The 21,303-nt window shown below is 60.8% G+C and carries 20 protein-coding genes; 1 reads left to right on the forward strand and 19 read right to left on the reverse strand.

Translation table 11 applies throughout. The features are described 5' to 3' along the window. Window positions 1–146: 146 nt before the first annotated feature. The 5 genes from DW233_RS01935 to DW233_RS01955 form a co-directional block, all read right to left on the reverse strand. Window positions 147–1,079, reverse strand: coding sequence for a 1-phosphofructokinase family hexose kinase (locus DW233_RS01935; RefSeq protein WP_118266420.1), 933 nt, complete (start codon window positions 1,077–1,079; stop codon window positions 147–149). Window positions 1,080–1,267: 188 nt separating this feature from the next. Continuing rightward, window positions 1,268–2,200 (reverse strand): 1-phosphofructokinase family hexose kinase, encoded by a 933-nt coding sequence (locus DW233_RS01940; RefSeq protein WP_099431686.1) that lies wholly within the window; start codon window positions 2,198–2,200, stop codon window positions 1,268–1,270. 74 nt (window positions 2,201–2,274) lie between these two features. Next, window positions 2,275–3,978, reverse strand: coding sequence for a phosphoenolpyruvate--protein phosphotransferase (gene ptsP / locus DW233_RS01945; protein WP_118266421.1), 1,704 nt, complete (start codon window positions 3,976–3,978; stop codon window positions 2,275–2,277). Window positions 3,979–4,111: 133 nt separating this feature from the next. After that, window positions 4,112–4,375, reverse strand: coding sequence for an HPr family phosphocarrier protein (locus DW233_RS01950; protein WP_022094575.1), 264 nt, complete (start codon window positions 4,373–4,375; stop codon window positions 4,112–4,114). A 507-nt stretch (window positions 4,376–4,882) separates the two neighbouring features. Then, a complete protein-coding gene (locus DW233_RS01955; protein WP_118266423.1) occupies window positions 4,883–6,892 on the reverse strand; it encodes a fructose-specific PTS transporter subunit EIIC in 2,010 nt (669 codons plus the stop codon). Between the two features lie 272 nt (window positions 6,893–7,164). Between DW233_RS01955 and DW233_RS01960 the strand changes: the two genes are divergently transcribed. After that, window positions 7,165–8,022 carry a MurR/RpiR family transcriptional regulator gene (locus DW233_RS01960; RefSeq protein ID WP_233547904.1) on the forward strand — a complete coding sequence of 286 codons (858 nt, stop codon included), beginning with the start codon at window positions 7,165–7,167 and terminating at the stop codon, window positions 8,020–8,022. A 60-nt stretch (window positions 8,023–8,082) separates the two neighbouring features. Here DW233_RS01960 and DW233_RS01965 read toward each other — a convergent pair whose 3' ends face one another. The 14 genes from DW233_RS01965 to alaS form a co-directional block, all read right to left on the reverse strand. Further along, window positions 8,083–9,711 (reverse strand): DNA repair protein RecN, encoded by a 1,629-nt coding sequence (locus tag DW233_RS01965; protein WP_118266426.1) that lies wholly within the window; start codon window positions 9,709–9,711, stop codon window positions 8,083–8,085. Further along, entirely contained in the window at window positions 9,701–10,561 is an 861-nt protein-coding gene (locus DW233_RS01970) for an NAD(+)/NADH kinase (protein WP_117758136.1), read from the reverse strand. The genes DW233_RS01965 and DW233_RS01970 overlap by 11 nt, the downstream gene beginning before the upstream one ends. Next, window positions 10,558–11,361, reverse strand: a complete 804-nt coding sequence (locus DW233_RS01975) for a TlyA family RNA methyltransferase (protein ID WP_118259566.1) — start codon at window positions 11,359–11,361, stop codon at window positions 10,558–10,560. Before DW233_RS01975 ends, DW233_RS01970 begins: the two co-directional genes overlap by 4 nt. A 35-nt stretch (window positions 11,362–11,396) precedes the next feature. Next, the gene (locus DW233_RS01980) at window positions 11,397–11,636 is read right to left on the reverse strand and encodes an exodeoxyribonuclease VII small subunit (protein WP_118266427.1); all 240 of its coding nucleotides are present in this window, start codon (window positions 11,634–11,636) and stop codon (window positions 11,397–11,399) included. Between the two features lie 2 nt (window positions 11,637–11,638). Further along, window positions 11,639–12,223, reverse strand: coding sequence for a transcription antitermination factor NusB (nusB, locus tag DW233_RS01985; protein WP_118266429.1), 585 nt, complete (start codon window positions 12,221–12,223; stop codon window positions 11,639–11,641). Between the two features lie 3 nt (window positions 12,224–12,226). Continuing rightward, the gene (locus DW233_RS01990; RefSeq protein WP_035138197.1) at window positions 12,227–12,589 is read right to left on the reverse strand and encodes an Asp23/Gls24 family envelope stress response protein; all 363 of its coding nucleotides are present in this window, start codon (window positions 12,587–12,589) and stop codon (window positions 12,227–12,229) included. A gap of 24 nt (window positions 12,590–12,613) precedes the next feature. Next, window positions 12,614–13,177 (reverse strand): elongation factor P, encoded by a 564-nt coding sequence (efp, locus tag DW233_RS01995; RefSeq protein ID WP_006233983.1) that lies wholly within the window; start codon window positions 13,175–13,177, stop codon window positions 12,614–12,616. Between the two features lie 160 nt (window positions 13,178–13,337). Next, window positions 13,338–14,468 (reverse strand): Xaa-Pro peptidase family protein, encoded by a 1,131-nt coding sequence (locus tag DW233_RS02000; RefSeq protein WP_117842478.1) that lies wholly within the window; start codon window positions 14,466–14,468, stop codon window positions 13,338–13,340. A gap of 131 nt (window positions 14,469–14,599) precedes the next feature. Continuing rightward, window positions 14,600–15,709, reverse strand: a complete 1,110-nt coding sequence (locus DW233_RS02005) for a hypothetical protein (protein WP_118266431.1) — start codon at window positions 15,707–15,709, stop codon at window positions 14,600–14,602. After that, a complete protein-coding gene (locus DW233_RS02010; RefSeq protein ID WP_099431675.1) occupies window positions 15,706–16,239 on the reverse strand; it encodes a shikimate kinase in 534 nt (177 codons plus the stop codon). The genes DW233_RS02005 and DW233_RS02010 overlap by 4 nt, the downstream gene beginning before the upstream one ends. Window positions 16,240–16,247: 8 nt before the next feature. Further along, window positions 16,248–16,745 carry a YqeG family HAD IIIA-type phosphatase gene (locus tag DW233_RS02015; protein WP_118266432.1) on the reverse strand — a complete coding sequence of 166 codons (498 nt, stop codon included), beginning with the start codon at window positions 16,743–16,745 and terminating at the stop codon, window positions 16,248–16,250. 1 nt (window position 16,746) lies between these two features. Further along, window positions 16,747–18,180, reverse strand: coding sequence for an endolytic transglycosylase MltG (gene mltG, locus DW233_RS02020; RefSeq protein WP_233547905.1), 1,434 nt, complete (start codon window positions 18,178–18,180; stop codon window positions 16,747–16,749). Continuing rightward, window positions 18,173–18,601: a Holliday junction resolvase RuvX gene (ruvX, locus tag DW233_RS02025; RefSeq protein WP_035138185.1), complete on the reverse strand. Its 429-nt coding sequence runs from the start codon at window positions 18,599–18,601 to the stop codon at window positions 18,173–18,175. The genes mltG and ruvX overlap by 8 nt, the downstream gene beginning before the upstream one ends. A 17-nt stretch (window positions 18,602–18,618) precedes the next feature. Next, on the reverse strand, window positions 18,619–21,276 hold the full coding sequence (gene alaS / locus DW233_RS02030; protein WP_118266436.1) for an alanine--tRNA ligase: 2,658 nt from the start codon (window positions 21,274–21,276) through the stop codon (window positions 18,619–18,621). Window positions 21,277–21,303 lie beyond the last annotated feature (27 nt).

Below are 21,303 nucleotides of genomic sequence, written 5' to 3' on the forward strand. Positions count from 1 at the left end.
CTATCAAATTGGCTATCGATTGCGTCTGCAAGAAGTCTAGCAAGAAACAGCCTCCACTGCACACGCAAGTCCGATAAACAAAAACGCATCCGTCCTGGTCTAAGACGGATGCGAAATAATTGAACTATTCAGGCAAGGTGCCGGAACTAGCAAACCTGACGGATTGCAATACCCTTCTGATACTCATCGACCTTGGCAAAATCGCCCAGACCCGGGCACTCGACCACGTTGGCGCCGGTGGCCATCGAGAGGCGCAGGGCATCCTCGACGCGCTCGGGGGCGTCGTGCCACACGGAAAGGAAGGCGGCCAGCGAGGAGTCGCCCGCGCAGACGGTCGACAGCAGCTTGACGTCGAAGGTGCGGTTGGCAAACCAGATGTGCTCGCCGTTGGAGAAGTACGCGCCGTCGCCGCCGAGCGTCAGCAGTACATTCTTAGCGCCCTTGGCGTGCAGCTCGGCCATGGCGCCCTTGACGGACTCGTCGTCGCCACCGCTCACCTTAATGCCAAAGATGTCGAGCAGCTCGTCGTCGTTGGGCTTAATGAGCAACGGCTCCATAGCAATGAGGTCGGCCAGCTGATGGCTCGAGATATCGAGCACGAACTCGGCGCCCTTCGCCTTCACGCGACGCAGGACCTCTGCCAGAAAGCCCTCGGAGGTGTTGGGGGGCAGCGAGCCGCTGATAACCAGGCAGGTCATGTCATCGAGCGAATCGATAAGCTCAAACATCTCCTGCTCGTTGGCTTCGTTGATGGCGGCACCGGCGTTGACCATGTTGTACTCGGTGTCGGGACCGGCATTGAGGAACACGTTGACGCGCGTGATGCCGTCAGTCCACACGGGCTTGACGGGCACGCCCAGGGCCTCGGCACCCTTAACGATAAACTCGCCCGAGAAGCCGGCGAAGAAGCCCAGGATCGTGGTGTCGACGCCGTAGTGGTCGAGCGTAAACGAAACGTTGAGACCCTTGCCGTTGGGGGTGTAGACAGCGTTACGGGTGCGGGTAACGGTGTTGGCGGACAGGCCATCGCAGGAGATGTTGTAGTCAATAGCGGGATTTGCAGTAAGCGTGTAAATCATGAATGTTCCTTTCACGAAGCAACGAGTTAATGAAAGTATATTCCACGCTTCGGCAAAAGGCTAGGACAACTCGGTGAACGGTGTGGAAGCGATGAAGTACGGCGGGACACCTCTCCCCCGTGGCGGAACAAAAAGGCGCCCCAGCCGAAACCGGGGCGCCACATGCGCACGAATATGTCGCGTTTCGATTACTGACGATCGAGCTTGCGGACAGCAACGCGCTTGCTATACTCATCGACGTGACCGAAGTCGCCGATGCCGACGGACTCGGCGACGTTGGCGCCGGTGGCCATAGCGAGCTTCATGGCCTCCTCGACGTTGTCGCGATCCCTGTACCACTTGTGCAGGAACGCAGCGAGGGTGCAGTCGCCGGCGCAGACGGAAGAAACCAGCTTGATGTTGAACTCACGCTTGGCGTACCAGATGTCCTCGCCGTTGGAGAAGTAAGCGTCACCGCGACTACCACGGGTGAGCAGCACGTTCTGGACGCCGGCCTCGTGAGCCAGCTTCATGGCAACGCGGACCTCGTCGTCGGTGTCGACCGGCACGCCGAAGATAGCCTTCATCTCGTGATGGTTCGGCTTAATGAGCAGCGGCTTCTTGTGAGCGAGCTCCTTGAGCTTGTCGGAGGACAGGTCCAGGACGACGTCGGCGCCACGGGCCTGAGCGTGCTCCATGACCTGAGCCAGGAAGTCAGGCGTAGCTTTGGGAGGCACGGAGCCGGAGACGATCAGGCACTCAAGGTCGCCCGCGGTGTCCAGGATGTTGTAGAGCTCCTCCTGGTGCTGCGGCGTGATCGGAGCACCAGGGTTGAGGATGCCGTACTCGTGCTGGCCATCGTTGACGTAGGTGTTAATGCGCGTGATACCGTCGGTCCAGACCGGGCGGCAGAGGCAACCCAGGTTCATGACCTCCTCGACGATGAACTTGCCCGTGAAGCCGGCGAAGAAACCGAGCGCGACGGTGTCGACGCCCATCTTCTTAAAGGCGAAGGACACGTCGAGGCCCTTGCCGTTAGCCGTGTAGCTGGCCGAGCCGGTGCGGACGTTCTCGTCGGGCTCGAGCGGAGAGCTCGAAACCGTCATGTCGACAGCCGGGTTAGCGGTTAGCGTGTAGAACATTTACAGTACCCCCTGTATATGTGAGGGCCGCGTGGCCGGCCCATTCCAACCACGCGGTTACCTCTGATACCAAATTAGCGAGCTGCGGACTCGAGCAGTGCCTTGACCTCGGCAGCGGTGTTGCAGGCGAGCGCCTTCTCGGCGAGCTCGTCGCACTCGGCCTTGGTCCACTGGCTGATGGTCTTGCGGGCGCGCAGGATAGACGGAGCGCTCATCGAGAACTCCTCCAGGCCCCAGCTGATCAGCAGCGGCTCGAGCAACGGATCGGCAGCGGCCTCGCCGCACATACCGACCATGATGCCGGCCTTCACGCCGCTCTCGATGATGTTCTTGAGCGAGCGGAGCACGGCGGGATAGTAAACCTGGTACAGGTTGGAGATGGTGTCGTTGCCACGGTCGGCGCACATGGTGTAGCCGATCAGGTCGTTGGTGCCGATGGAGAAGAAGTCGGCGACCTCGGCCAGGCGGTCAGCGAGCAGCGAGGCGGCAGGCGTCTCGACCATGATGCCGACCTCGATGTTCTCGTTGAACTTGCGACCCTCTTCGGTCAGCTCGGTCTTGCACTGCTCGACGAGCTCCTTGACGGCCACGACCTCCTCGACGCAGGTGACGAGCGGGATCATGATCTTGACGTCACCAAAGGCGCTGGCGCGCAACAGGGCGCGGAGCTGGACCTTGTACTGATCGGGGTTGGCCAGGCAGTAACGCACGGCACGGAAGCCCATGAAGGGGTTCTCTTCCTTGACCATGTGAAGGTACGGAATCTCCTTGTCGCCACCCACATCGAGCGTGCGGATGATGACCGGAGCGCCCTTGAGCGCGCTGGCGACCTTACGGTAGGCGTTGAACTGCTCCTCCTCGGAAGGAAGCTCAGCAGAGTCCATGAACAGGAACTCGGAACGGAACAGGCCGATAGCCTCGGCATCGTGATCGAGCGCGTTGGGCACGTCATCGGGGTTGCCGATGTTGCAGGCGATGATCTTCTTGATGCCGTCGGCAGTCACGGACGGCTTGCCACGGAAGGCCTCGAGAGCCGCCTTCTCGGCAGCGAAAGCCTCGGCCTTGGCGGTGTAGGCAGCGAGCGTCTCCTCGTCGGGATCGGCCTCAACGATACCCTTGCCACCGTCGACGACAACGGTCATGCCGTTGCGCAGTGCGGTGCAGCTGTTGGAAACCGAAAGGACAGCCGGGATCTCGAGGGCGCGGGCGATGATCGCGGAGTGCGACGTACGGCCACCGGTCTCGGTGACGATACCGGCAACGTGGGCCTTATCGATCGTGGCGGTCATGGACGGCGTGAGGTCGTGAACGACAACGACGGTGTTCTCGGGCAGGACGGAGAGGTCGACGACCTCCTTGCCCAGCAGCTCGGCCAGAATACCGGTGCGGATGTCGGCGATGTCGGCCGCGCGCAGGCGGAACATCTCGTCGTCCATGGACAGGAACATGTTCTCGAACATGGTCGAGGTGTCCATGAGCGCCTGCTCGGCGCAGGTGCCGCCGTCAATGGCGGCGTTGATGGCGTCAGTCATGCCCGGATCCTGAGCCAGGACAATGTGTCCGCTCATGATCTCGGCCTCGGCCTCGCCCACCGTCTCCTTCATGTGGTCGGCCTGAGCCTGGGTCTTCTCGCAGAAAACCGAAAGAGCGGTCTGATAGCGCTCCTTCTCTGCTGCCGAATCAGCAACCTCGTGCGGCTCAAACGTCAAGTCGGGATCGACGGCGACCATGACGGTGCCGATACCGATGCCCTCGGAAGCGTTGACTCCCTGATACATTCCCATTCCTCTCTCCGTGTCATGTGATAAAGCGTTTTGCCATATCCATGACAAAAGAGCGCAGCTACCTTAAGACAGGTCACTGCGCCCCCAAATATGAACTTAGTTGTTCAACATGCGACCCGTTTGAGTTCTACTCGCCAAGACCGCTCTTGATGAGCTCGATGGCAGCAGCCAGAGCCTCGGCCTCGTCGGCGCCGTCGCACTTGACCTCGACCTCGGTGCCGCAGGGGATACCAGCAGCCATGAGGGCCATCGGGGACTTGCCGTTGACCTCCTTCTCGGGGGTGACGACCGTCACGTCACAGGCGTACTTGCCCATGGTGGAGGCAAACAGACCAGCCGGACGCATGTGCAGACCCTGAGGATTAACGAGGGTAGCCTTCTCAGAAACCATAATTGACTCCTTTTTTGTGTTTAACCCCTGTCATGCATGTGGCAGGAGTCAGATTCACGACGTTGTTTATATTAACTCACATCAAACGGTTTTTCATTGTGTTTCGCACGAATTGTTGGACAGATGTCGTTCGCTGTCCGCTCGCCTGCCGGGCGGGGCGGTTAAGTTTGCTGCTCTACAGTCCTGCGCAAGACGGAAAGCACATTAAGTGCTTTCCTTTGCGTGCGGAACTCGCGACAAACTTAACCGCCCCGCCCGGCAGGCGAGCTGCGGGAACATGCTTCCGTCCAAGAAATATCGTGCAAAAGGAATTCTGGCTGAATTATTGTTCGCGTGGGTGATTCAGTCGATGAGGGCTATTTATGCCCTGTTGGGGACTAAGGAGTGTCCCGGGGTGCCGGCAGGAAAGGAACGTCCCTGAGTGCCGGGTGGTATGAAAAAAGGCGAGGACCCGTAGGGAGTCCTCGCCTTTGTTACAGGGGGCGATGTTATTCGCGTACTGTGGAATTAGACCAGGCGGGCGTTGATCGTCTTGGCGATCTCGGCGGCGTCGGTGGAACCCTTGACGATGCCACGGAAGTCCTCGTCCATGAGCGCCTCGGCGACCTTGGACAGGATCTTGAGGTGCGTGGTGCCAGCCTGTGCGCCAGGGATGAGCAGAGCGATGGCCACGTTGACGGGAGCGCCGTCCATGGTATCCCAACCGGTCACGCCGGACTCGTCCTTAGCGACGATGACGGCAGCCTCGGTAATAGCGTCGGACTTGGCATGCGGGATGGCGAACCCCTCCATCATGCCCGTGGTGCCCTCGGCCTCGCGGGCCAGGAAGGCGTTCATCACGGCGTCGGCGTCGCTGGCGATACCGGCCTTGACAGCCTGGTTGGAAACGAAGCTCAGAGCCTCGTCACGAGAAGCGAAGTCCTCGGCGACAAAGACGTTCTCGACCTTCACGAAGTCGGCAGCCTCGGCCTTGGGAGCCTCGACGGCAGCGGCCTTGGAGGCCTCGACCGGCTGAGCAGCAGCGGCGGGAGCGGCCTTCTGGTTCTTCTCGAAGTCGTACTTCTTGAAGGCCACGAACAGGATGCCACCGACCACAGCGCCGATGAGGATCGCGAGGACCCACAGCGGACCGTTCTCGACAACAGGCAGGACCAGGAAGCCACCGTGAGGCGCCGGATCGTGAACGTTGAACATAATGGTCAGGATCGAGGCGATGGAGGAACCGAGCATCATGATGGGCATGACGGGCCAGATGTTCTTGGTCATGAACGGAATGGCGCCCTCGGTGATGTGGGTGCAACCAAGGATGAGGTTGACGATACCGGCGTCATGATCCTCCTGGCTGAAGTACTTCTTGCCGACGACGACGGCGAAGGTGGTGATCAGCGGCGGAACGATGCAGGCGGCGGAGACGGCAGCCATGAAGTTGGTGCCGAAGTTGTAGGTGTCGGTGCCAACGCCGGCAGCCAGTGCCTCGGTGAGCATGGCGGTACCGGTGACGTAAGCAGCCTTGTTGACCGGGCCACCCATGTCAAAGGCGCACATGCAGCCGATGGCAAGACCCAGGACAACGGCGCCAGAGGCGGACAGGCCCTTGAGGAAGTCCATCATGGCGGTGTTGATGGCAGCCATGGGGCCGGAAATGCCGAGCATGACCAGGCCGACGATAGCCGTCGAGAACAGCGGGTACAGGAAGATGGCCTTGAGGCCGTCCAGGTTCTTGGGCAGACCGGCAAAGACCTTCTCGAGCAGCAGGATGACATAGCCAGCGAGGAAGCCGCCGACGATGCCGCCCAGGAAGCCGAAGCCCACGCCGGCGCCACCGGCGTCGATCATGCCGGTCTCGGCGTTAACAGGCAGGCCCTGGATGGCGATCATACCGGCAACAAAACCGGGGACGAGCGCCGGTCGCTTGCCGATGGATTCGGCGATGTAGGCAGAAAGCACGGGAACCATGAGGTTCATGGCGATGCCGCCGATGATCTTCAGCATAGCGGCGAAGGTGTTGTAGTCGGCAGCCGTCGAATCGAAGGACGTAATGCCCCACAGGAACGAGACGGCGGTCAGGACGCCACCGGCAACGACGAAGACCAGCATATGGCTGACGCCGTTCATAAGGTGCTTGTAGATGACGTGACCGATGGACTCCTTCTCCTCGGCCTCGTCCTCGACATCGGCAGCGGCTGCAACCGTGTTGTCGCCCTTGGCGGCGAGCGCGCGGTCAATCAGCTTACCGGCGGCCTCAACGGACAGGGCCTTGGAAACGCCAACGGAAACCATGGGCTTGCCGGCGAAACGTTCAGCCTGGACATCCTTATCGGCTGCGACGACGACGGCCTTGGCACCGGTGATCTCGCTCTTGGTGAGCTCGTTCTCGACACCGACCTGGCCATGGGTCTCGACCTTAATAGTCAGACCTCGCTCGGCAGCTGCCTTCTCCAGTGCCTCCTTAGCCATGAAGGTGTGCGCAATGCCGGTCGGGCAACCGGTGGCGGCGATGATGTCAAACTTAGCCATGTGTCCCTCCTTTTTAAGTTTTGCGCCCGCAGGCGCTCCCCTACACGCGCGTCCTTGCGCGCTTTTCCACAACTGAAAGATACCAACCTACCGTCCGCGTGAGAAGAGACAAGGCGCAATTCTCCGGTGAAAGGTTCTTTCATAACCGTAAACGGTAGGTGAAAGTTTACCATCAACACTTGAAACGGCAAGGTGTATCTTGTAATTGAAAATCCCCCTATACTATGACATTACAAAACGAGTCCGATTTTCATGCCAACCAGGAGCCATCCATGACCGATAGTAGCAAGAGCGCACTTTCCCTCATTAGTACCCATCAGGGATACAGCGAGTCCGAGCAGCGCATTGTCGACTATATATTGGAGCACCAGTCCGAGGCGCCACGCCTCACGGCGGCTCAGCTCTCGCGCGCCGCCGCCACGTCCGAGGCGACCGTTTCGCGCTTCTGCCGCAAGCTTGGCTTTGGCAGCTTCCGCAGCTTTCAGTTTTCGTTGGCGAGGGATTTGGAAAGCCAGCGCAACGAGGGCCTGACTGACGAAGTCTCGCTCGGCAATATGGAGCAGAGCCTTAAGAACATCCTGGCTGCCAAGGTGAGCGAGCTTAATGCGACCATCGACGGGATCGACCACGATACGTTGGCGGCTGTTGTGCATGCCCTTAAGCATGCAGGGGTTATTGAGTTTGCGGCTGTGGGCAATACGAACGCGGTCGCGCTCGATGCGACGTTTAAGTTTTCGCAGCTGGGCCTGCGCTGCATGGCAAGCACCATTAGCGAGACATCAATCGGCTTTGCGCTCACGTTGCGCCCGGGTGACGTCATCGTGCTCATCTCAAACTCCGGCAAATCGCGCCGACTGAATCGCATGGCAAAAGCAGCTCGCGACTGCGGTGCCACCGTAGTCGTCATCAGCAGCGACAGCAAGTCTCCACTCGCGCGCCTGGCAGACTACACTTTTAATACCGTCAACCACGAGGCGCTGCTGACGACGGGTGACTTTGCGTTCTCCAAGATCAGCGCCACGATGATCATCGAAGTTATCTACAACTTCCTGCTGCCCGAGATTGAAGACGCTCGCGAACATATCAGCTACTACGAGGAGCTCATCCAGCCGGACAAGGTCGTTGAGTAAAACGCGTAGTGGGACAAAAAATTTCAGTCTATTTTGTCCCACCAACACCGCTGATACGACCTAGCCTCGAACTTCTTCGAGCATCTGCTTTGCGTGGGCCAAGCTTGCCTCGGACTGATCGCCGCTCAACATGCGGGCAATCTCGGCGGTACGCGCTTCGCCGGTTACCTCGTCCAAATGCGTCTGGGGAACATCGCCCGGCTCCTTGCTGACAACATAATGCTTGTCGGCCATGACGGCGACTTGCGCCAAGTGGGTTACGACAATCACTTGATGCGTAGCGGCAAGATCGGCCAGCACACCAGCAAGAGCACGAGCCGTGGAGCCGCCGACACCGGCATCGACCTCGTCAAATACCAGTGTGTCGACGCCGTCAGCATTACCCAAGACCACCTTGCTCGCCAGCATGACGCGGCTGAGCTCGCCGCCCGAGGCAATGCGGCGCAGGGGACGCGGCGTCAAGCCGACACCGCTGCGATACAAAAGCTCGTAGCTTGAAGGACCCGCCGGCGTCCACTCGGCGCGCGGAAGATCACGCGACTCCCAAACGAGCTCGGCGCCGCCCATCTCCAGGCGCGCCATTTGGCGGCCAACCTCGTGACAAAAACGCGGAGCAGCGGTATTACGCGCACGCTTGAGTGCCTTGGCGGCAGCGAACAGCTCGCGCTCGGCGCTCCCGAGTGCCTCACGCGCCTTTTTGATCTGTTCATCGCCATCATCGACCAGGGACAGCAGCTCTTGCGAGCGATCGCGCATGGCAAAAACATCGTCCATGGTGGGACCCCACTGACGCAACAGGCCCTTGAGGTCGGAATACCGCTCACGCATGCGAGCGAGCTCGCGCGGGTCGAAGGCGACGCCATCGCGATAGGCACGAAGCTCGTTCGCGCTATCCTCAAGGGAGATGCAGGCATCCGAAAGCGCATCGGCAATGTCGCCCAGTTTGCGATCGACGGTAGCCATACGGGAAAGCTCTGCCACGGCGCTGTTCACGGCATCGAGCGCTCCACCTTCGGCGGCAAGCGATGCATGGGCATCGTTAGCTGTGGCAACCAGTACCTCGGCATGTTCGGAGCGCGGCAGCAGTTCCTCGAGTTCCTCATACTCACCCGGCTTGGGGTCGACCTCGCCGATGCGCTCGAGGGCAAAGCGCGCCTCCTCGACACGGCTTCCCTGCGCACGCGAGGCTTCCTCGACGCGACGGACTTCCTTGGCAGCTGCGCGCGAAGCCTTAAAGCAAGCACGGTAGCGGTCGAGCGCCTCGAGCGCAGAGCGACCAGCCCAGGCATCAACCATGGCAACATGATGCGCCGGATCGAGCAGACGCTGATGTTCATGCTGGCCGCACAGATCCATCATCACGCCGACGCGCTCCGAAAGCTCGCGTACGCTGGCGATGCGACCGTCAATTTTTACGCGACTACGGCCCTCGGCAGAAAGGCTGCGCAATACGGTGAAACCCTCCGTATCGTGCGGGCCTTCGAACAGGCGCGCCTCAACGCTGGCAAGCGCCTCGCCCTCGCGCACCGTCGACGAATCCGCGCGCTCGCCCAAAATAAGCTTGAGTGCCGAGAGCAGTGCTGTCTTACCGGCACCGGTTTCTCCGGTAAGAACGGTCAGGCCCGCACTCGGCACCAGCGTCGCCTCGCGAATGAGTGCAATGTTGGAAACCTGCAGCTCATCGATCATGACGCACTCCGTAGAACACGCGGCTCACGGAGTTATAGAAGCTCTCGGGACCGTAATCGAGAAGCAGCACATCTCCGGGACCGCGACGCACCGCCACGCTCTCGACCGTGCCATCGCAGGTAATAAACTGTCCGTCGATGGCAATCGCCGGCACGCTCGGACGATCATCGGACATAAAGATCTCGACGACATCACTCGGCGAGGTCAAAAAAGCGCGAGCCTGAATGGTATGCGGAGCGATGGGCACACAGACCATACCCGTGTAATCGGGGCTGACGATGGGGCCGCCGGCGGAAAGCGCATAGCCGGTGGAGCCGGTCGCCGTCGAAACGACGACACCGTCGCCGCGCAGGCGATCGATATGATGGCCGGACACCGTGATGTCAAACTCAACCATATCGGACAGGGGGCCGCGCGTAAGTGCCATATCGTTGAGGGCAAACGTGCGCACGACATCCTTCGTGCCATCGTCGCGCACGGACACGATATCCGCGGCGATGGTGGCGCGGCGGCTCACGTGCAGCTCACCGGACAGGGCATCGCTCACGACCTGCAGAATGTCGCGCTCCTCGGGGCTCGCAGCAGTTAAAAAGCCCAGGTGACCATAGGAAAGACCAAGGATAGGAATCTCGCGATGGTTGAGGATGCGGGCAGCGCGCAGCAACGTACCGTCGCCGCCGAGCGTAATGACCAGATCTGAGCCATCAATATCAGGCGTGCTTTGAATCTTCGATCGCTGGTCGGCAGCCCATGCGACCTCGTAGCCCTGGCGCGAAAGCCAAAGCTCGAGCATCAGGCCGCTCTCGACCGCCTCTTGCTTGTAGTAATTGGGAACCAGAAAGACCTTCATAGCGTTGCAGCTTTCTCGCTCAAAGCCGATACCTGGGATTGCAGCTCATCGTCGGTGCGTTCACCAGGGGCAAACCTTGTGCCGTACAGGAAAAACTCAACGTTGCCCTTAGCGCCATGGATGGGCGACACGCACACGTCAAGCGGGAACAGGCCCTTGGCGGCAAAAAGCTCAATCGCCGCCACGAGCGTATCGCGGCGGACGGCGGGGTCGGTCACGATACCGCGCTCGCCCACCAGCGCAGCCGGCGCCTCAAACTGGGGCTTTACGAGCGTGCAGAACGAACCCGAAGGCTTCAGGCACGCCAGCACCGCATCGATAATGTTCGCGATGCTGGTAAACGAGACATCACAAACAGCCAGGTCGATGGCGCCGGCATAGCCAAGCTCAGGCAGCTGCGTCACGTTGGTGCGCTCATGCAGCGTCACGCGATCGTCCTGACGCAACGACCAATCGAACTGTGCGCGACCCACGTCCACCGAGACAACGGTCGCAGCTCCGCGCTTGAGCAGGCAATCGGTAAAGCCGCCGGTAGAGCAGCCTACGTCCAGGCAGGCAAGGCCCGTGGGGTCGATACAAAACGCATCGAGCGCACCCTCAAGCTTAAGGCCGCCGCGCCCAACGTACGGAATGCGCCCCTTAACGTGCAGCGGCAGGCCCGGCGTCACCTTGAGCCCCGGCGAAGTCAAGCGCTCGCCGCCACTCGAGACCAAGCCGGCCATAAGAGTGCGAAGGGCATCCGCGCGATCGGCGCAGATGCCCTGTGAAATCAGTTCGTCATCGAGACGCACGCGTTTCATGAATGCCATCAACCATTCGTATCCGGAGATGCGGCCTAGCTATCCTGGGATTCGTTTGCCGCATCCTCATCGTATTCCTGCTCGAGCTTATCGGCCTCACGAGGCGTCAGCTCAAACTTGTCGACCATATCGACCGCGCGGGAGCCCAGCTCAATCGCCTCGTCAAACAGATCGAGTGAACGCTCCAAGGACGTATCCTTGGAGCGAACGGTAGCGATGATCTGGTCCAGACGGTCCGAAATCTCATCAAAGTTGCGGACGAAACCCTCTGGCATGGCTACTCCTCGACGGAGTCGACATCAGTCTCGGCGGCGTCCGCGCCCTCGGCCAGCACACCAGCCTCAGCCTGGGCAACCGCAACTTTAGCGGCAGCCTCGGCAGTCTGGGCCTCCTCGCGAGCGCGATCCTCGGCGAGCAGCTCTTGGTACAAGTCCTCGCCCGGCAGCTCCTCGCTGCGAGCGATCTTGCCCAGCACGCCGTTGACGAACGACGCGGACTGGTCAGTGCCATAGGCCTTGGCGAGCTCGACGGCCTCGTTGATCACGATGGCGTCCGAGACCTCCTCGTCGGTGAGGAAACGCATCTCATAGACGGCGATACGCAGCAGATTGCGGTCGGCGCCGGGCATGCGCATAAGATCCCAGTTCTTGGCGACGGCGCGCAGAGCGCAGTCGATGCGGTCGATATGCTCGTAAGCACCGCGGCACAGCTCCAGCGCATAGGTGTCGAGGGGACCCTTCGAGATCAGGAAATCGCCCTCGAGGACGCGCTCGAGCGGGCTGTCCGTGGCCTCGGCCTGGAACAGCAGCTGCAGCGCCTGACTGCGGGCAAGCGTACGCCCGCGATAAACCTTAAGGCTCAAAGGTTACTCCTTGGGGAAAACGAGACCGTCGATACAAACGTCAACGCGCTCGACCTCGACGCCCACCTGGGCATCGATGGCGGCGACCACGGCGGCGCGAACGGCCTCGGCGAGTTTCTTGAACGGATAGCCAAAGAACACCACGACACGCACGGTGAGTGCGAGCTTGTCGCCGATGACCTCGGCCTCGACCGCCGGCTCGGAAGCCGGGGCCTTGGACGAGAGCATCATGGAGACAAGGTTGGTGGCAAGGTCCTTGACGCCAACGGAGGCGATGCCCTCGACATCGGACACGGCGCGCGAGACGATGGCGGTCAGAACATCGGGCGAAATGCCGATGCCGTCAATCTTGATTTCCTGGGGCATGAGTCCTCCTAGAAGAGTTGGTTGCTAGACGCGGGAGACGAACTTGCCGTCGCGGGTGTCAACCTTGATGACCTCGCCCTCGTTGAGGTACATGGGGACCTGGATGACAGCGCCGGTGTCGATCGTGGCCGGCTTGGTGGAACCCTGGACGGTGTCGCCCTTAAAGCCCGGGTCGGTCTGGACGATGGTGGTCTCGATGAACATCGGCGGAGTCACGCCCATGAGCTCATCGTCGGCGAAGAGCAGCTGGCAGATGTCGTTCTCGCGCAGCCACTTGGAGTTCTCGCCCACCATGTCCTCGGGAACGGGAACCTGCTCATAGGATTCGTTGTCCATGAAGATGTAGTCGGTGCCATCGTTGTAGAGGTACTGGAACTCACGGGTGGTGAGCATGACGCTCTCGAACTTGGTGCCGGCGTTGCAGGTGTTCTCGACGACGCGGCCGCTCTTGATGTCGCGGGTCTTGTAGCGCACAAACGCGCCGCCCTTGCCCGGCTTGACATGCTGGAACTCGACGATGGTGTAGACCTTGTCCTTAATGCGGAGACCGAGGCCGTTCTTGAAGTCGGCGGTAGAAATGGTAGGCATAGCGACCTTTCTTGTTATGGGCAGAACGCACAAGCGTCCAAATTACATACGAGCGAAATTATACACTTGCAGACGGCGCCTGCAGCGAGCGCATAAAAAGAGAACGCGGGGCGTCCGAATTGCTCCGGAGGCCCCGCCCCAAACTATCTACCGAAGTAGACTAGCAATCGATGACGTGAAGGTCATGCGGCGTCTTGGTGAAGGGCTCGTAGCCGTTCTCGGTGACCACGCCGTAGTCCTCCAGACGCACGCCGCCCACGCCGGGCAGGTAGACGCCGGGCTCCATGGTGATAACCGAGCCGACCTCGATGATATTCTTGCTGCGGTTGAAGTTGGGCAGCTCGTGGATGTCAATGCCCACGCCGTGGCCCAGACCATGGTTGTAGTAATCACCATAGCCGGCATCGCCGATGATCTTCTTGGAAAGCTTGAAAATGTCGTTGCCCTCGACGCCCGGATGGATTGCGGCGACGCATTCCTCGTGCGTACGGCGCACGAGCGCGTACAGGTCGAGCTGTTCGGACGTGGGCTCGCCCATCACGACGGTACGAGTCATGTCGGAGCGATAGTCGCAGTAACCCGCGCCATAATCCATGAGAACGAAGTCGCCCTTCTCGATCACGCGGTCGCTCGGGACGGCATGCGGGTTGGCGGTGTTGGGACCGCTCGCGACGATGGAGCCAAAGGCCAGGCTATCGGCACCGTTAGCGAACATAAAGTTCTCGAGCTCGTTGCGGACCTGTTTCTCAGTCATACCGGGCTTAATATAGCCGAGCATGTGCTGGAAGGCGGCGTCGGTGATCGACTGCGCGTGGCGCATGAGCTCGATCTCCTCGGCGTCCTTGATGGCGCGCATCTTACGGATGTCGTCATGCATCAGCGGCAGCATGCAGGCAACGGAGCGGTCCTCCAGGCCACGCTGAATACCCTGGTAGAAATTGATCTGCATGTCGTCCTCGACAGCGCAGACGCGGCACTTGTTGGCCGCGATCTTGCCGGCGACCCAGCCGGGGATGGTGCCCTCGTCCATGTCGTAGACCCAGGGGCTGCCGGCGGGCGTGTTCTCCTCAAAGCTGTTGAGATAGCGCGAGTCGGTATGGAACAGGCACTGGTCAGCCGTAATAAACGCAGCGTGCGGGAACTCGAAGGTGTAATCGAAGACGCCCTTGACGCCCGTAAGCCAACGAAGGTTGGCCTCGTCGCGCACCACGATAGCGTCGTAGCCGCGCTCAACCATCAGGGCACGGACACGCTCGATACGACCGGCAGGACCGGCAGCAAACTCAGACATGCAGATTCCTTTCTTGTTGTCTTCATAAAGACGGGACGGGCTCAATCAACGTACGGAATCGCGAGCGATTCGCAACCGATTGGAAACCCGCCCCTCAACATGATACGAAAGACGATGGATGTCAATAAATCCTAGAGAAGTTCGTTGCGAGAAGCCAAGTATGCGTGAGCATGGCGGTCGAGAACCTCGTCCTCAACGCTCGTTAGACGAATGGCGCCGAGCGCCGCGGGCAGCGGCAACATGCTGCGGTTCGAGCGGACAAACTGCTGCCTGCGGAACTCCTCGATATATGCGGCAGGCTCCAGATCGAAGGCAAGCTCCTCGATACCAAAGTCCTCCAGGCAGTCATCGACCTCAAAGACGTAATCGATATCGAAGTCGCAGGCATCATGTGCTAGGCGCGCCTCAAAGCGCATGCCCTCGGACAACAGCTGGTAGGCAGGCACCTGCGCCGCGGCTTTGCCCAGGCAGACGCGCAGAGTACGCCCCCCTGTCTTGCCAAAATCGAGCGCATGGCGGGCGCTCGGGTTCGTGGCCATCAGTACGTCCTTACGGGCAGTCTGAGACCACTGAACGGCATTGACGAGCGCGACCTCCTCGCCCGCGAGAATCTCGGGAATGGTCTCGGTAAACTGATTCCAGCGGGACTTGCTGCTCGAAAGCATGGTGCCAACAAGTACCGCATAGCCGAGCTTGAGGTCCTCGGGGTCCGCCTCGCGTACAAGGTCGAGGTCACACACGACCAAGCCCGGCTCGGGACGGAACGCGATAGCGGGAAGCGCATGCGCCGACGAGGCAACAAGCGGCTTCATGGTCGTCGCGACCGTGAGCATGGCGTCGAACGTCGTCGGCAGCAAGGCGCACTCGGTGCGACCGCACCACTGATTGGCGCACCAGCAAACAACCGAGCAGGTCGCCGTGTCGCCGACAGCGACAACGAGATCATCGCAGGTAATGCCGTTAGCCGACAGCGCGCCAAAGACGGTATCGGCATCGACCAGCGTAGCACCGGCAGGCGAAACCTCGAGGACGAGCGGCGACACGGCAAAACCGGCGTCAACAAGTGCATGCTCGACAACCTCGCCAAAACGCTCGGATGTGGCGTCGTTCCAAACCACCATCGCACGCTTAGGCTTGCCCACAGCCGAGGCAAACATGCGCGAAAGCTCCTCGAACGCCCCCAATCCGACGCGGACATCGACACTGCGGTTTTGGAAATTGATAAGTTGACGGCGAATCATAGCAGTCCACGCTCCAAAAGCATCTCGGCACAAAGGTAGGAAACGTCCTCGAAGGACTTGTTGCGAATATCAAGGGTAATATCGGCCGCCTGGCGATACAGCGGACGGCGATGCTCAAACAAGCGCGCAGCGTGCTCGGGCGAGCGGAAATCGGGCCGGGTATCGGAGCGACGAATCTGGCGCAACGAGTCCTCAAAGTCGCCTTCGAGGTACACACAGGTACCCATCTCGTGCATCAGCTCAATATTCACCGGCGTCTCGACGATGCCGCCCCCGCACGATACCAGCAGGCTGCGTTCGCTTTGAAGCGAACGGAGTGCCGAGGTCTCGAGCTCGCGAAAACGATCCTCGCCCTCGGTCTCAAATATCTCGGTCACCGACTTGCCGCATCGACGCACAACCAAGCGATCGGTATCGATGAATCGACGCTTGAACATAGTGCCCACATTGCGCGCAAGCGTCGACTTGCCCGCGCCCAAAAAGCCGATAAAGAAGATATGGTCGCAGCCGTGTTTGATGTGCTGAGACATGGCGAAACCTATTCCTCGCAGGGAAGGTCGCGCAGGGCCCGGCGCTCAAAGATACGGAAGATCTGCGTGTACCACAGGTCCTGGGTTGCCTGCGGCTTGACCAGAATAGTGTCAACGCCGGCAAAGTTACCGCTCCAAACGTCCGTGTACAGCTGATCGCCGACCAGCACCGCCTCGTCTGCCGTGGCGCCGAGGCGCTTAAGACCCGCCTTCAAGGCAAACGGCGCCGGCTTCATGGCGTGGCTGATGGCCTCGAGTCCCAGCTCGCGTGCAGAGCTCATGACCTGATCGCGATGCCAGTTGTTGGACACCATGCACAGCTTAAAGCCTTTGGCGCGGGCGGCGTCGAGCCAAGCGGAAACCGCAGCGGGAACCTGCTCGGTGTCGCGCGGCACCAGAGTGTTATCGCGATCGAGCAGAATGGCGCGTTTGCCGTCGGCCCACAGGGTATCAAGGTCGATGCGATCGACCGAGGCAACGTATCGTTTGGGGCTAAAAATCCTCATGCTAATTCCAAGACAGTTGATGCTCTTCGTAGGTTTGCGAGAAGTACTCCTCGTCCTGTGTAATGTAGAAATACAGGTCATCGGAGTCGGTCGGCTCAAGCGTGGCCTTGAGTGCCTCGAGCGACGGAGAGCAGATGGGCGTGGGCGGCAGGCCCTCGTGCTTATAGGTGTTATACGGGCTATCGCTCTGCAGGTCGTCGGCGGTAACCTCGCCACCGGTGACATACATCATGGTCGCATCGCTGTTGAGATAGCGCAGACCGTCGAGCTTGCCGGCAAGGCGGTTGTAGAAAACCGAGGCCACGTGCGCACGTTGATCGGCGTTGAGGCCCTCGCGCTCAACGATAGAGGCCAAGTTGACGATGTCGTAGTCGGACATCTCCACACCGTAGCGCTCCTTGATCTTGGCTTCGCAGCTCGCAAAGTCAAGCGACTTGTACTCGGTCTTAAACTGATCGAGCATGGCGCGAATCACGTCATCGGCCGTCGGCGAATCACCCAACGAATAGGTCTTGGGGAACAAGAAACCCCCGAGCGAGTCGTTGGCGGCGCCCTTAAGGAAGCTATAGTCGTCCACGTAGTTGGAGGCCTTGGCCTGGTTGAGGAAGTCTTCCTTAGAGATGCTGTCGTAGGCCTGGGCCACGCGGTCGGCGACTTGATCGACTGTCAGACCCTCAGGGATAGTCAGCGCATTGGAGCCCGCGTTGGGGCCTTCCATGAGCTGCTGAACAACCTTGGTCGCATCCATGAGTGTGGTGAACGAGTAGGTGCCAGGCTTAAGCGACATATCGGCGTTAAGCTTTTTCACCGCCGCGTAGTAATCCTTGGGATTTTCGACGATATGGTTCTCGGAGAGAATCGAGGCGATCGTATCGCCCGAAGCACCGTCGGGAATGGTCACCGTAACTTGCTGGCCAGCAGCGACCTTCGTATCCTCACCGGCAAAGAAGCCCTTGACGGCAGGCACGACAAAGAAAGCGATAGTAGCAAGCGCGATTACGGCCACCACAACGCCGATGATCATAGGAACCGGAGAACTCTTCTTTTGAGCACCGCGACGAGCATGCGTGTTGTAGCTCGAGCGAGTCGCCGGAGCAACGCCATGCGAACCGCGAGCGTGATGCGAATGCGATTGGGGGGCCTGCGTTCGCTGGGTAGGTGCCTGTTGCTTAAAGCGAGCACCGCCTGCAGGCTGAGCCGAACGAGCAGTGGGCTGCTGAGCCGCGTGAGAAGCCGGATACTGAACCGAACGAGCAGAAGGCTGCTGACCCGTCCGTTGAACAGGTTGGGCCGAACGAGAGGAGGACTGCACCGGGCGCGCGGCAGACTGAGCTGCGCGCTGGGTCGGCTGTGCCGGACGCTGGCCAGGCTGGGCAGGGCGCGACGCCGACTGACGTGTACAATTCGGCTGGCGCGGATCGGGAGCGCTAGGCATGCGAAACCTCCTCGTTTTTACGATCAAGCCACGTCTGCAAAAACAGGCTGGCGGCAATCATGTCAATCTTGCCCCTCATCTGCTTTTCGTTAAGGCCCTGCTCGCGCAGGATACGCTTTGCCTCTTGCGAGGACAGGCGCTCGTCCTCAAACTCCAACGGAAGATCGAGCTCGTCGGCAATCTTTTGCGCAACAGCGGCAACGCGCTCGGCCTGGGGACCGGGCTCACCGGCCATGGTCAGGGGACGCCCACTTACCAGGATATCGGGCTCATAGTCCTCGACCAGGTAGCGGAACGTCTTGGCCATACCGGTGACCTCTGCAGCCGGGAGCACCTTGACAGGCATCGCCATCTTGCCATCACGGCTCGAGACGGCGATGCCGATCCTGGTCTCCCCTATGTCCAGCGCAAGCGCGACCACAGCGACTACTTAGGTTCTTAGGCGCCGAGCGCGGTCTTGGCGGCCGCGAGGGCATCGGCGATACCGGCAGCATTCTTGCCACCGGCCTGGGCCATGTTGGGACGACCGCCACCGCGACCATCGACCAGGCCCGCAATCTGCTTGATCACGTTGCCGGCATGGAAACCGGCCTTGACGGCGTCATCGGAGCCGGCGGCGAGCAGGGCCGGGGTGCCCTTCTCGGTCACGCTGGCGACGACGCAAGCGACGGGGCCGGCAACCTTCTGGTGCACGCTATCCCAGACGTTGCGCAGGTCTGCGGCCTCGAGACCCTGGAGCTCAGCGACAACGAGCTTGTAGCCATTCAGCTCGACAGCGCCTTCGATGGCGCTGGAAATCGCATCGGAGGAGCCGCCGGTGAGTGCCTTCTTGAGCTTGTTGGAAGTCTCGCGCAGCTCGGCCTGCAGGTTCTCCACGCGGGCGGGAACCTCGTCAACACGGCACTTGAGCGCAGCGGCAGCGGCGTCAACGAGCGCCAGGCGGTCGGCCATGTAGTCGAGAGCGCCCTTGGAGGTCACGGCCTCGATACGGCGGACATTCGAGCCCGTGGAGGACTCGGAGATAATCTTGAACAGGCCGATCTCGGCGGTGTTGGCGGCATGCGTACCACCGCAGAGCTCACGGGAGAACGGCTGGTCCTCGGCGCCCACGGAGACAACGCGGACGACGTCGCCATACTTCTCGCCAAACAGGGCGACAGCACCGGCGGCCTTGGCCTCGTCGATGCCCATGACGCGGGTCACGACCGGCTTGGAGGCGAAGATCTGCTGGTTGACCAGGTCCTCGACAGCCTTGAGCTGCTCGGAGGACAGGGCCTCGAAGTGCGTGAAGTCAAAGCGCAGGTGCTCAGGCGTCACCAGCGAGCCGGCCTGGGAGACATGCTCGCCCAGGACCTGCTTAAGCGCGGCGTCGAGCAGGTGCGTGGCGGTGTGGTTGCGACGCAGGAAGCCACGGCGCTCGGCGTCGAGCGCGGCGGTCACGGTAGTACCGACGGTCAGCGTACCCTCGGTGACGTGGGCGACGTGAGCATACAGGCCGTTGTGGTTCTTGGTATCGGAAACGGTCAGCGCAACGCCCTCGGCGGAAAGCTCGCCGGCGTCACCCTGCTGGCCGCCCATCTCGGCGTAGAACGGGGTGCGGTCGAGAACAACCTCGACATCCTCGCCCGCAGCGGCGGACTCGACGGACTCACCGTTGCGAACGATAGCGACAACTTTGGCATCCTCGATCACATCGTTGTAATAGCCGTCGAACTCGGTCGCAGCGACCTTGTCCGAAAGCTCGACCCACACGTCGTTGAAGCTGCCCCAGGCGTCGCCCTTGGCGTTGGCGCGAGCGCGGGCCTTCTGGTCCTCCATGCAGGCGGTAAAGCCGTCCATGTCGACGTCGTGGCCAGCGACGCCGGCAATCTCGACGGTCAGGTCAATGGGGAAACCAAAGGTGTCATGCAGCTTAAAGGCGACGTCGCCCGGAAGGACAGCACCCTCGGCAAGCGCGGCCAGAGCCTCATCCAGGTAGACGCGGCCGTTGTCGAGCGTCGTGGAGAAACGCTCCTCCTCGGAGGCGACGATGCCCTTAACGAGCGCGACGTTCTTGAGCAGCTCGGGATAGGCCTCGCCCATCTGAGCGTTGACCTCGTCGATGAACTTGGTCAGGAAGGCGCCCTCGATGCCCAGCAGACGACCGTGGAACACGGCGCGGCGGAGCAGGCGGCGAAGAACATACTCGCGACCCTCGTTACCGGGGAGAATGCCGTCCGAGATCATAAAGTCAACGGCACGGGAGTGATCCGCGATGATGCGCAGGGAGCGGCTGGCACCGGAATAATCGTCGGCGTCATAGGTCTTGCCGCTGATCTTCTCGCCCAGCTTGATGAGGTGCTGCATCAGATCGCCGTCGTAGTTAGCGGTCTTGTGCTGCATGATGGCGGCCATGCGCTCCAGACCCATGCCCGTATCGAGGTTGCGGTGCGGCAGCTCCGGCATGGAGCCATCCTCTTGGCGGTCGTACTGGGTAAACACGAGGTTCCAGAACTCAAGGAAGCGATCGCAGTCGCAGCCAGGCTTGCAGTCGGGGCTGCCGCAACCGACCTCCTCGCCCATGTCAAAGTAGATCTCGGAGCACGGACCGCAGGGGCCGGTGGGGCCAGCAGCCCAGAAGTTGTCGTCCTCGCCCAAGCGGGAGATGTGGTCCTCGGCAACGCCCAGGGAGCGCCATACGTCATGGGTCTCGTCGTCCTCGGTAAAGACGGTGAAGTACAGGCGATCGAGCGGCAGCTTGAACTCCTTGGTGATGAGCTCAAAGGCCCAAGCGCAGGCCTGCTGCTTGGAGACGCCGCCAAAGGAGAAGTCGCCGAGCATCTCAAAGAAGGACAGGTGACGGCCGTCCTCGCCGATGCAATCGATGTCGTTGGTGCGGACGCACTTCTGGCAGGAGATCGCGCCGATCTCCTTCATGGTCTTCTTGCCCTGGTAGTACTCCTTAAACTGGTTCATGCCGGCGTTGGCAAGCAGCAGCGAAGGATCGTCGGGGACGAGGGACGAAGAAGGATAGAGCTTAAGACCGCGCTCCTCAAAGAAGTTGAGGAACTTAGAGCGAATCTCGGCCGTAGTCATTGACGGGTAGTCAGCACTCATAGAGGGAATCTCCTCGGTTTCACATCG

It is taken from the genome of Collinsella sp. AM20-15AC (assembly GCF_003471405.1).
Lineage (GTDB): Bacteria > Actinomycetota > Coriobacteriia > Coriobacteriales > Coriobacteriaceae > Collinsella.